Source organism: Oceanobacillus longus (assembly GCF_042650085.1).
In the GTDB taxonomy this organism is placed as follows: domain Bacteria; phylum Bacillota; class Bacilli; order Bacillales; family Amphibacillaceae; genus Oceanobacillus; species Oceanobacillus longus.
Genome location: NZ_JBHSAO010000001.1, coordinates 128,146 through 140,820 on the forward strand (window position 1 = coordinate 128,146; position 12,675 = coordinate 140,820).

Annotated in this window: 11 protein-coding genes; all 11 read left to right on the top strand. The window is 37.3% G+C overall.

What is annotated here, in order from left to right:
- Positions 1-151: 151 nt before the first annotated feature.
- The 11 genes from ACFOUV_RS00575 (at position 152) to ACFOUV_RS00625 (ending at position 12,584) form a co-directional block, all read left to right on the top strand.
- Complete coding sequence (locus ACFOUV_RS00575) at positions 152-862, top strand: FadR/GntR family transcriptional regulator (RefSeq protein ID WP_379494823.1); 711 nt, start codon at positions 152-154, stop codon at positions 860-862.
- 39 nt (positions 863-901) lie between these two features.
- Positions 902-1,888, top strand: coding sequence for a fumarylacetoacetate hydrolase family protein (locus tag ACFOUV_RS00580; RefSeq protein ID WP_379494824.1), 987 nt, complete (start codon positions 902-904; stop codon positions 1,886-1,888).
- 83 nt (positions 1,889-1,971) lie between these two features.
- A complete protein-coding gene (gene mhpA, locus ACFOUV_RS00585; RefSeq protein WP_379494825.1) occupies positions 1,972-3,540 on the top strand; it encodes a bifunctional 3-(3-hydroxy-phenyl)propionate/3-hydroxycinnamic acid hydroxylase MhpA in 1,569 nt (522 codons plus the stop codon).
- A 44-nt stretch (positions 3,541-3,584) separates the two neighbouring features.
- Positions 3,585-5,165 carry a bifunctional 3-(3-hydroxy-phenyl)propionate/3-hydroxycinnamic acid hydroxylase MhpA gene (mhpA, locus tag ACFOUV_RS00590; protein WP_379494826.1) on the top strand — a complete coding sequence of 527 codons (1,581 nt, stop codon included), beginning with the start codon at positions 3,585-3,587 and terminating at the stop codon, positions 5,163-5,165.
- A 113-nt stretch (positions 5,166-5,278) separates the two neighbouring features.
- Positions 5,279-6,160 carry a VOC family protein gene (locus ACFOUV_RS00595; protein WP_379494827.1) on the top strand — a complete coding sequence of 294 codons (882 nt, stop codon included), beginning with the start codon at positions 5,279-5,281 and terminating at the stop codon, positions 6,158-6,160.
- Positions 6,161-6,172: 12 nt separating this feature from the next.
- Positions 6,173-6,463 (top strand): antibiotic biosynthesis monooxygenase family protein, encoded by a 291-nt coding sequence (locus ACFOUV_RS00600; RefSeq protein ID WP_379494828.1) that lies wholly within the window; start codon positions 6,173-6,175, stop codon positions 6,461-6,463.
- A 120-nt stretch (positions 6,464-6,583) separates the two neighbouring features.
- Complete coding sequence (locus ACFOUV_RS00605) at positions 6,584-7,768, top strand: acetyl-CoA C-acetyltransferase (protein WP_379494829.1); 1,185 nt, start codon at positions 6,584-6,586, stop codon at positions 7,766-7,768.
- A gap of 46 nt (positions 7,769-7,814) precedes the next feature.
- Entirely contained in the window at positions 7,815-8,603 is a 789-nt protein-coding gene (locus ACFOUV_RS00610; protein ID WP_379494830.1) for an enoyl-CoA hydratase/isomerase family protein, read from the top strand.
- 64 nt (positions 8,604-8,667) lie between these two features.
- A complete protein-coding gene (locus ACFOUV_RS00615) occupies positions 8,668-10,665 on the top strand; it encodes an acetoacetate--CoA ligase (RefSeq protein WP_379494831.1) in 1,998 nt (665 codons plus the stop codon).
- A 129-nt stretch (positions 10,666-10,794) separates the two neighbouring features.
- Positions 10,795-11,766, top strand: coding sequence for an MBL fold metallo-hydrolase (locus tag ACFOUV_RS00620; RefSeq protein ID WP_379494832.1), 972 nt, complete (start codon positions 10,795-10,797; stop codon positions 11,764-11,766).
- A gap of 428 nt (positions 11,767-12,194) precedes the next feature.
- Complete coding sequence (locus ACFOUV_RS00625) at positions 12,195-12,584, top strand: (deoxy)nucleoside triphosphate pyrophosphohydrolase (RefSeq protein ID WP_379494833.1); 390 nt, start codon at positions 12,195-12,197, stop codon at positions 12,582-12,584.
- Positions 12,585-12,675: the final 91 nt, after the last annotated feature.

Genomic DNA, 12,675 nt, shown 5'->3' on the forward strand with positions numbered 1-12,675 from the left:
TATAAATATATTAAAAAATATTGACAATTTATATTGGCCAAGTGTATTATTTAAACAAGTACTACTTATCAGAAAATATAAATAAGTAATACTTGTGTAAAAACCTTTGTAAGGAGGGATCTATTTCCTTATTCGAAAAGAGGTCTAAGCAATGCAAAATAGAAGTGAAGAGATTGTAGGTAAAATTGGAAGGGAAATTGTAAGCGGTTCAATTAGGTCTGGAGAAACACTACCAAAGATGGAAGATTTAGGTAAGGAATATGGAGTAAGCCGTACGGTTATAAGAGAAGCTCTCCAAGGGCTATCAGCAAGGAAAATTATTAGATCGACTAAACGCTCAGGTACGATCGTATTACCACGTAATGATTGGCAATGGTGGGATTTGGACGTCATGACTTGGATCAGTGATCATCAAGGGAAAGATGGAGAATTTTTCCTTGATATGACACATGTACGGTTAGGAATCGAGCCGATAGCTGCAGGATTGGCAGCAAGAAACGCAACCGCACAAGATAAAGAAAATTTAACGATTTGCTTTAGGAATTTAGAAAATACGATAGATGATACGAAAGAGTGGGCAAAAGCTGACTATGAATTTCATTTAAAAATAATAGAAGCATCCCATAATTCATTGATGATTAGTTTATTAAAATTACTTCATAAAGGATTAATAATCAGTAGAGAGAAAAGTATAGCTGCACTAAATAGTAATCCAGAATTACAACAGGATAAACCAACATCAGAAGTATTAAAAAGGCATGAGGAATTATACAACGCAATTATAACTGGAGATGAAGAGAATTCTAGGATCGTCATGACAAATATGATCTTACGAGTTCAACAATTATTTGAAAAAACGTAATCTCACCAAAAAAATTAAAAAGAAGAAGGAGTCGTTCATATGGGAATTCAAGTTGTTCGTTTTGAAAAAGATAATACGGAAAAATGGGGAGTACTATCGGATAATCAAATCAAAGTAGTAAAAGGCAATTACTTAACACTTTCAGACTTTTTAGAGGAAGGTCAGGAGGAAGCGAAAAAGTTGCTAGAAGATTCATCTGCTGAAAGCGTATCTTTTAATGATGTAACTCTACTTAGTCCAGTAACCAAACCGGCAAGAATTGTATGTCAAGGGGCTAATTACTCTACCCATCGTGCAGAATCTGGAATGGAAGCCAAGCGACCTCCATTTAATATGATATTTAGCAAGGCGGATAGTTCGCTAACTGGTGCAAACGCTAATATTGTGCGTCCATCGAATGTAGATCTACTCGATTATGAAATTGAATTAGGACTGGTAATAGGTTCTAATATTAATGAAGCGGTAGAAGTAACGGATGATAATTTACATGAATATATAGCAGGAATTGTTTTAACAAATGATGTATCTGCTCGTGATATACAGTTAGTCCAAGGACAATGGCTTAAAGGGAAAAGTTACCGTACCTTCTGTCCAACTGGGCCCATTCTATATCTACTAGACCAAGAAGAAATTTCACTTATTCATGACCTGGAATTAAATCTATGGGTAAATGATGAACTTCGTCAATCAGCAAATACGAGTCAATTACTATTTAAACCAGCAGAAACAATGACAGAGCTATCTCAAATTATGGATTTATCTAAAGGTGACTTGGTATTATCTGGTACTACAGGTGGAGTAGCAATGAATCTAACACCAGATATATTAAAGCTTGTATCTGATCCGACTTTTCCGGCTGAGGAAAAGCTAACTACATTTGTAGATAATCAATTAAGGGGCAATAATAAATATCTAAAAGATGGAGATGTTGTTCGAGCTTCTATAAAGAGCAAGGACAGCAAGATAGACCTAGGTGAACAAAAAAACGTAATTACTTCTCATTCTTTGGTTACATCAAATCACTAATAGTTATAGTAGGTGGCTTAAATCACCACCTATGAATAAAATGTATGCGCTAACATATTAAAAAATAGACGAGGGGGAAAAATATGAAAACGTTGGAGTATGATGTGATTGTAATTGGATATGGTCCGGTTGGAAAGCTAGTTTCCAGTTTACTTGGAAAAAAAGGTTGGAAAGTTGGCGTTTTTGAGAAATTTGAAAAGTCGTATGGACTTCCTCGAGCAGTAAAATATGATCATGAAGTTACAAGAGCAATCCAGACGATAGCTCCAGTTGAAGGAATTAAAAAAGTATCTGTAAAAGTACCAGATAATTATGTTTGGAGTAACGGTGAAGGTAAAACACTTCTAGAAATTGATTGGTCACAAGATGGGATTTCTGGTTGGCCTGCAGACATGCTTTTTAATCAAGCGGCGTTAGAAGAACTAATGGATCAGTCCTGTAAATCATTTTCTACTGTTGATGTTCGATTAGGCTGTCAGGGTATATACCTTAACGAATATGCCGACCGTGTAGATGCTCTGTTCAAAACAAAAGAAGGCGAAGTTATATCAGCAAAAGCAAAGTATGTTATTGGTTGTGACGGTGCAAACAGTTTTGTACGGGAAAACATGGAACATACCATGACTGATTTAGGATTTTACAATGATTTCCTTGTTGTTGATATTATTCCAAAAGAAGAAATGAAATTTGAGCCGATGAATCAGCAAATTTGTGATCCTAAACGACCAACTACGAAGGCTTCTGGTGGGCCTGGTAGAAGAAGATGGGAATTTATGTTACTTCCAGGAGAAACGAAAGAAGAGTTCCAAGACGAAGCCGTTAGTTGGGAACTTTTAAAACCATGGAATATTACCCCTGATAACGCGATTCTAGAACGAAATACAGTTTATACCTTTAAAGCAAAATGGGTAAATGAATGGAGAAAAGGAAGATTGATTCTAGCAGGTGATGCTGCACATTTAACCCCACCATTTATGGGACAAGGATTATCATCCGGAATTCGGGATGCTAATAATATTGCGTGGAAGTTAGATCATGTATTAAATGGCATTGCGGAAGACTCATTGCTAGATACGTATACGGACGAGAGAAAACCGCATATGATCAAACTTATTGAAGCAGCCATTTACTTAGGGAAAATGATTTGTACGACAGATGAAGAAGAAGCGAAAAAGAGAGATGAAGCGTTTCTAACTGGAAACTTTCCACCATTTCCTGATTTCCCAATTATTACGGACGGGATTCTCTATAAATCTGTGGAGAGTGGCTTAACCGGCCAATTATCCTTGCAGAGTGTCGTGAAATATAAAGGGGAAACAGATCTTTATGATAATGTCGTAGGCCATGGTTGGATGGTGATGGGATGGAAACAAGATCTAAAACAATATTTGAGTGATGAACAAATTCAATTTCTGGAGAGTATTGGAGCAAAGTTTGTAACGATAACTAACAACGCGGGGTCCGCAGAAGAAGTAATTGATGTCGAAGGAAACTATGAAAATTACTTTAAGAATAACAATATCGAGGCTCTTGTTGTTCGACCAGATTTCAATATTTTCGGGAGCGTTTCGCAGGCAAAGGAATTACCAAATGTCATTGAGAGTCTAAAATCCTCTCTTGGTCTAAAGGTAAGCGCAGTTAGTCCGATTTAAAAATTTTAATTTTAAATTTAAAAATATAAAGTTGAGGTGAATTTATGAAGAAAGAATTTGTGGACGTTGCGATTGTTGGCTACGGTCCTGTAGCTAAAATGTTAGGTACCCTACTAGGGAAAAAAGGTTGGAAAGTAGGTATCTATGAAAAATTTCTAGAGCCTTATACAATGCCTCGAGCAATTGCGATGGATGATGAAATTGCAAGAATCCTTCAACAGGCAGTACCTTCTATTGAATTAGAAAAACAGTTGGAATCAGCTGGAGGAGAAATGTATAACTGGTATAATGCGGCACGAGAGCTTCTTTTAACAATACCCTTTGAAAAAGAAGGAGTATCTGGATGGCCTGGAGAACTATTTTTTAATCAGCCATCTCTTGAAAAGGAAATGGATAAAACATGTTGTAGTCAGCCTTCAGTTACTGTTAATTATGGAAATGAAGTCATCGATTTACAGGAAATGGATGACGATGTGGAGTTGACGGTAAAAGATCAAAAAGGCGAAGAAAAAAAAGTCATTGCAAAATATACGGTTGGATGTGACGGTGCGAATAGTATAGTGAGAGGAAACATGGACCATACGATTACGGATTTAAATTTCGTCTATGATTTTCTAGTTGTTGACATTATTCCAAAAGAAAAAAGCAGTCTACCGGTTATTATGCAAATTTGTGATCCAGGTCGCCCAACAACTGTCGTTTCTGGCGGACCAGGAAGAAGAAGATGGGAGTTTATGGTGCTTCCAGAGGAATCTAAAGAAGAGGTTAGCAAGGAAGAATATATATGGAAACTTTTAGAACCTTGGGATCTTACTCCGGAAACGGCCATCTTAGAGAGATCCGCTGTTTATACTTTTAAGGCTCTTTGGGTAAATAAATGGAGGAATGGCAGGGTGATCTTAGCTGGAGACGCAGCACATCTAACACCACCTTTCATGGGACAAGGAATGTGTTCTGGATTACGAGATGCGGCTAATTTGGCATGGAAGCTCGATTTGGTGTTGAAAGGAAAAGTCAATGACCAGATTTTAGATACGTATATGGAAGAACGGAAGCCCCATAATGAAAAAATTGTACATGCTGCATTATATTTAGGTGAAATAATATGTATAGATGACCTTAAAAAAGCAGCAGAAAGGGATACATCTTTCTTATCCGGAATGGTTCCACCTTTTCCTGAATTTCCAATACTAAGCGATGGGATTCTTTATCAACGAGGAGAAGGAAAAGAGGATAATCTTGCAGGTAAATTGTCGTTACAAAGTCAAGTAGAATATCAAGGGAAAGTTGGTTTATTCGATGATGTCGTTGACACAGGCTGGATGGTAATAAGTAATGGACAAAATTCGAAGTCATATCTAAGTAAATCGCAACTTACATTTCTAACAGAGATCGAGGCAACATTTATTGAAGTTTCTACGATTGATGAAAGGAAAAAGGACTCAATTGTGGATATAAATGGCAAATATACCGCGTATTTTAGAGAGAATAATATAGAAGCTTTCATCGTTCGACCAGATTATTATATTTTTGGAAGTACTTCAGATGTTTCGAAAGTATCTTTACTTGTTGAGGATTTATCGATTCAATTTAAAAAATACATGAACACAGCAACTGTCCAATAAGTAACCTTCAGCTACTAGTTCATGTATATAGGTTTGGGGGACCTATTTATTTATCTTAACTTATTAGAAAATTGATAGCAAATAAAGACTAATATTAAAAGGAGGAATTATTTATGACTGTTAATATGTTTCGATTAGCTTACGTTGATTTCTTATCAAAAGATCCTACTAATATGGTGGAGTATTATACAGACACCATGGGATACCGCATTACGGAAGAACAGGATGGAATTACCTATCTAAGTAATGGTTACGACCATCACAATATTGTTATTACGCCTTCTGACAAGCAGGCGATTCGAAGCTATGGATATCAATTAGATGGGAAATTGTCATTAGAAGAAGTACAGGAGAAATTCATTGCAAGCGGAATTGACTCAAGAATACATGAAGATGCAAAACCTGGAGTAGCAAGATTCATAGAATTAAATGATCCAGCAGGAAATACAATTGAATTATTTACAGAAATTGATCAACCAGCAGTTGGCTTTTCCGGAGTAGGAATAAGTCCATTAAAATTAGGGCATGTAGCCTTTTTGGCAAATAATTATGAGGAAACAATTACGTTTTACAAGGATGTATTAGGTTTTACTTTTACCGATAAAATCGGAGAAAGTTTTGCTAACTTCTTGACTTGTAACACGGACCACCATGTCTTAAACATTATTGCAGCAGATGAAACACGATTACATCATATTGCTTTTCAAGTAAAGGATGCTAGTCATCAATATGCTGCATCTGATTTACTAGCTAAACACGGTAGACCAATCATTTGGGGCCCTTCTCGTCATACGGCTGGTAGTAATATAGCAACCTATCATCGTGATCCAGATGAGAATGTTGTGGAATTGTACACGGATATGGATGTATATGTTCCTGAACTTAATATTTTTGAACCACGTCCTTGGCATACTGAAATGCCGTATAAACCAAAAGTATGGGATAACTTAAGTGTTTGGGGAACGGAATATCAATTCGATTTAGCAAAGATCTAAGGGGTTGGACTGATGGTACAAGAGATTTTCATGATACATGTAAAATCAGGGACAGAAGAGGAATTTGAAAAGGCATTTAAAAAAGCAACGGCACTCTTGTCAACAGCTAAGGGTTACAAAGGTGCCGAAATAAAACGTTGCGTGGAGCAAAGAAATAAATATTTGGTATCTGTTTCTTGGAAGCTGGTAGAAAATCACGTAATCGATTTTAAAAACACACCAGAATTCGAAGAAATGAAGAAGATTCTTAGCCCTTTTTATTTGAGTGTTCCAAAAGTACAGCATTATGAAAAGGTAATCTAGTTAATTTTATATAGTTGCGCTCATTAAAATCTTTGAATACTTACTAATGACACTCATTGATTTTATAGGCGCAACTTTTATGAGGAAATAAAAAATTTTAAGAGAAATGAGGAGAAGTACATGCAGTCTTATATTGTAGAAGGAGCAAGAACAGCTTTTGGAACGTTCGGTGGTGGATTTAAAGATGTTAGTGACTTGGATTTAGGAGTGGTATCGGCTAAAGGTGCCATGAAAAGAAGCGGGATTTCAGCAGAGGATATCGATGAGATTATATTCGGGAACGTTATTCAAACAGGTGATCATGCGGCCTATTTAGCAAGACATATTGGTTTAATGAGTGGCTTACCCGAATCCTCTGCTGCACTAACGTTAAATCGGTTATGTGGGTCTGGATTGCAAGCAATCGTATCAGCCGCACAATCCATCGCTTTGAATGAGAGCAACGTTATTGTAGCTGGGGGCACCGAGAATATGAGTCTTGCCCCACAAGTACTTAGAGGAACGCGTTTTGGATCGCCAAATAAAGCTCCTGTTGTGGATGATATGCTATGGAAATCGTTAACGGATAAATACATTGGCTGTGGCATGGGGATGACAGCAGAAAATTTAGCAACAAAATATAATATATCGAGAGAAGAACAGGATCATTTTGCCATTCAATCACAGGAAAAAGCGAGTAATGCAAGAAAGAATGGTCGTTTTGCGGAGGAAATTGTCCCTTATGTTTCCAAGGATAAGAAAGGGAGAGAATTCGCTGTTGATGTTGATGAGCATATTAGAGATGGCGTGAATGTAGAGAGTTTAGGTAAGTTACGGACAGCATTTAAAAAAGATGGCACGGTCACACCAGGAAATTCGAGTGGTATTAATGATGGTTCGGCTTCCGTAATAATAGCATCTGAGCAGTATGTACAGGAACATGAATTAAAGCCACTCGCAAAAATTGTCTCTTGGGGTGTTGCCGGAGTGGATCCCAAGATTATGGGGATTGGACCTGTACCAGCAAGTAAGAAAGCTCTAGAAAATGCTGGATTACGTATAGATGATATCGATTTGATTGAAATTAATGAGGCTTTTGCAGCCCAATCGTTGGCAGTGATAAAAGAACTTGGTCTAAATCAGGAAAAAGTGAATGTGAACGGCGGTGCCATCGCTTTAGGTCACCCGCTTGGTGCCAGTGGAGCGAGAGTAACTTATTCACTCGCTGTTGAACTGAAGAAGAGGAATTTAAAATATGGATTAGCTTCCCTTTGTATTGGTGGAGGCCAAGGCATTGCAATGATCATTGAAAATGTTTCGAACTAAATATGAAGCGTAGTAATAAAATCATGTACAAGTAAGGAGTTATATTATGGGAAATAACCTTGTTGAATTAACAGTAAAAAATGATGTAGGAATGGTGACCTTAAATCGTCCAAATAAAGGAAATGCAATAAATTTACAAATGGCGAAAGAACTGATGAATATTGCTTTAGAGTGTTCGGAGAATGAAAAAATCAGAGCGGTCGTAATTACAGGTGCAGGGAGTACGTTTTCGGTTGGAGGCGACTTAAAAAGCTTCTCCGAACAAGGGGAAGAAATTAGTTCCCATCTAAAACATGTGACAACGTATTTGCACCAAGCAGTATCCATTTTTACGAGAATGGAAAAACCTTTTATTGGTGCGGTGAATGGAGCGGCAGCTGGTGCTGGAATGGGCCTTGTTCTTGCTTGTGACTTAGCCTATGCTTCTGAAAAAGCAAAGTTTGTGATGGCTTATAACCGTGTCGGATTAACACCAGATGGATCTGGAAGCTACTTTTTACCTCGTGTAGTTGGGATGAAACGAGCATTAGAGTTAATGTATACAAATAAACAATTAAGTGCATTAGAGGCGAAAGAATGGGGAATTATCAACGACACCCATCCTGATGAAAGCCTATTTGAAGAAGTAGTTCAATTAGCTGAGAAGTTAGCAAATGGCCCGGTAAATGCTTATGGACAAACGAAAAAATTATTCTATCATTCACTACAAGAAACATTAGAGTCGCAAATGCAATTAGAGTCTTTATCACTAGCTGAACGAGCAACAAGTAAAGAAGGAAAAGAAGGGATTTCTGCATTTTTGGAAAAACGGGAAGCAGATTTTCCTAAAAAGTAAATGTGATAGAAAAATGTTTTCGGTATTTTTATAGATTTACTTTTTTTAGGAAGGGGCAATGAAAATGACAGAAGAAGTGCAGCAACGCGTACTATGGCAACCTTCACAAGAAATGCAAGAAAGATCAAATTTGAAAAAATTTATGACTTGGCTTCGGGAAGAGAAGGGACTAAGCTTTGAAAACTACAACGAATTATGGAAATGGTCGGTGGATGAAAAGGAAGATTTTTGGGTAGCAATTTGGGATTACTTTGAAATAAAAGGGGAAAGAAAAGATGATATTGTTTTATCAGGTGAAGCAATGCCTGATATGACATGGTTTCCAAATGCAACCTTAAATTATGCGGAACATATTTTTAGAAAAGAAGACCCAGATAAAGAAGCGATCATTTATCAATCAGAAACACGGTCAGAATCTGCATTAACATGGAAAGAATTAAGACAAAATACTGCTTCGATTGCGGCTTATTTGAAATCAATTGGAATTAAACCAGGTGATCGAGTCGTTTCTTATTCTTCCAATATTCATGAGACGATCACTGCATTCTTGGCATGTGCGAGTATTGGTGCCGTTTGGTCCAGTTGTGCCCCTGAATTTGGTGTGAAGAGTGTCATAGATCGGTTTAAACAAATTGAGCCAAAAGTAATGTTTGCAGTTGATGGCTATCAATATAATGGGAAGCAATATGACCGTCTGGAGAATATCCGTCAAATTCAAGAAGAATTGCCTACATTGGAACAAACGATTATTATTCCTTATTTACGTGAGGATGTACAAGAAGCAGTTCCAGAAAGTCATTCTACGATAATATGGAATCAGATACTAAAAGAAAGCCGTGAAGCAACATTAACCTTTGAACAGCTGCCATTTAATCATCCGCTTTGGATATTGTATTCTTCTGGAACAACCGGAAAACCAAAAGGAATTGTTCATGGGCATGGTGGCATATTACTGGAACATTTAAAATTTCACGGACTGCAAAATGATTTGAATGAAAGTGACCGCTTCTTTTGGTATACCACAACGGGATGGATGATGTGGAATATTGTTGTAAGTGGACTATTAACAGGAACTACTATCGTTTTGTATGATGGTAATCCAGGTTATCCAAATTATGAGACGCTATGGAAATTTGCAGAATCTAGCAAAATGACCGTATTTGGTGCGAGTGCAAGCTTGTTAATGGCAAGTTCCAAGGAAGGGGTAAAACCAAAAGAAACCTATGATCTTTCTAACTTACGAGCCATTGGATCAACAGGCTCTCCACTACCAGATGCTGGCTTTGATTGGGTTTACGAAGAGGTAAAAGAAGATGTATGGCTTTATTCTACCAGCGGCGGTACGGATATTTGCTCGGGATTTTTAGGAGGAAGCCCACTGTTACCAGTCTATGCCGGGGAAATACAAGCACGTGCACTTGGCGTAGCAGTGAAGTCATTTAACGATGCTGGGGACGAAATCATAGATGATATTGGGGAGCTTGTGATTACAGAGCCAATGCCATCCATGCCTATATACTTCTGGAATGATGAGAACGGAGAAAGATATCGGAATAGTTATTTTGATCATTATCCTGGAATTTGGAGACATGGTGATTTTCTCCAAATTACTTCAAGAGGTACAGGAATTATCTTTGGCCGTTCCGATGCTACCATTAATCGTGGTGGTATTCGAATGGGTACAAGTGAAATTTACAGTGCCCTAGATCGTGTACCGGAAATAGCGGACAGTTTAATCTTAGACATTCCGATAAGTTCAGAGCAATCCATGATGCCTTTATTCCTTGTGTTAAAGGATGGAGGGCAAATTACTGATGAATTAAAAACTAGAATTAAACAAACGATACGCCAAAACTGCTCACCAAGACATATTCCAAATGAAATAATTGAAGTTGATGATCTACCAAAGACTCTAAATGGAAAGAAAATAGAAGTCCCAATTAAGAAGATCTTAATGGGTGTCCCACTGGAAGATGCGATTAACATCGGTTCCTTATTGAATCCAGAATCGATTGACTATTTTTTGGAGTTTAAAGAGTCGTTGGGAGTAAGATCTCATTAACCGTAAATAGTAGTCTTTGGTTTAGACAATATTTGATTTGCTATGATTGGAGTGTAGAAGGTGAAAAACAAATATATATTTTTAATTGCAATCTGCTTTATTTCTTTCGTTTGGTTAGGTGGATGTGCAATGGAGACGCAATCGAAAAGTGATGAAAACGAGGCGAAAGAATCGAATCAGGATAGTAATTCCTCTTCAGAACAAAATGATGATACGGATAAGATAGCTCAGGAAGAAAGTAGTGCAGATATAAAGGTAACGCTTCTTGGAACTGGATCACCAGTTTTGTCTATGGATCGTTTTGGAAGTGCCACTTTAGTAGAAGCTGGAGATGAAAGGTTACTTTTTGATGTTGGAAGAGGAGCTGCCCTCAGGTTGGATCAAATGGATATTGCTCCAGGAATGATTGATAAATTATTTGTCACTCATCTACATCATGACCACACGGTTGGGTTTGCGGATTTACACATAACGGCAGCTGTGCCTGACCCAAGGGGAAATAGAGAAGGTGACTTTCAAGTTTGGGGACCAAAAGGAACCGAAAATATGGTTAATAGCACAATCCAAGCATTTGAAGTAGATATCCAAACCCGAAAAAAGGTGGAAGGTGCATCCGGGTTGGAAGCTGAAGTTCATGAGATTGAAGAAGGGGTCGTATACGAAAATAATGGTGTGGAAGTTATTGCATTTAATGTTGACCACGGTCCCATGAAGCCGGCATTAGGTTATAGAATTAATTACAATGGACATTCCGTCGTTATTTCTGGAGATACCACATATAGTGAAAATCTCATTAAGTATGCAAAGGATACTGACTTACTCGTTCAGGAAGTCGTGGTAGTGAAAGGTCCAGAAGAAGAATATCAATCAGAAGCTCATAAAAACATCGAAGCTTATCATACGACTCCGGAACAAGCAGGAGAAATATTTAAGGAAGTAAATCCTAAACTTGCGGTATTTACACATATCGCAACCTTTTTACCGGAACACGAAGCTACTATTGTAGATCGAACTAACGAAATTTACGATGGTAAGGTTGTATTGGGGGAAGATTTGATGACGATTGAAATTGGAGCTGAAGTAAAAGTAATTCAAGATTAAATGGCTTGGTTTTGAAAGAGCTTAGAATTAGATACTTGTACCTCAATTATTTACCGTATTAAAAGTACTTTGGGCATTGAGATTATTCCTATAAGGTAGACAGATCAAATGAGGGTGTTACGTTGTCCTTAAGGAGTATTTGCAATGGATTGTTGATAGAAAACGTGAAGGAAAACAGACGGAAGAATCGAATAAGGCGATAATTACTCTTAAATACAAAATGATGAGACTAATAAGAACAATGAAAGAAAAAGTGCCGACTCCGCTTTAATACGTTAAAGCAATGGGGGACAGGCACTTTTTTTAGTGTGATAATTTTCATTATATGTAAGCAGAACATTATCTACAGGATAAATGAAAAGATTGCTCTTGTTGTATCAATATCGGTATAATTTAGTAACAATAAATAAAGGACAAAGGAGAAACGCATGAAAAAAGATATACACGTAGTAGGAGCAGTAATCATAAATAAAAATAAAATCCTATGTGCACAAAGAGGACCCGACAAATCATTACCATACATGTGGGAGTTTCCAGGTGGAAAGATAGAACCTGGAGAGACTCCTCAAGAGGCTCTAAAAAGAGAAATCGTTGAAGAAATGCATTGTGAAATTGAAATAGGCGAGCAAGTCGAACATACGATATATGAATATGATTTCGGTGTTGTTCATTTAAGTACTTATAAATGTAAACTAATTGAGGGAACTCCTGTATTAACAGAGCATGCTGCTATCAAGTGGTTATCGTCAAAAGAACTTCCATCTTTGGAATGGGCTCCAGCAGATATACCTGCCATAGAGAGACTGGCAACGGAATAATCGATATACATTACAGAAAACCTACTCCATTATGGGGTAGGTTTTTGAATAGTTTAAAAATATTGCGGTTTAATAGAGTGAGTAGTAAGAT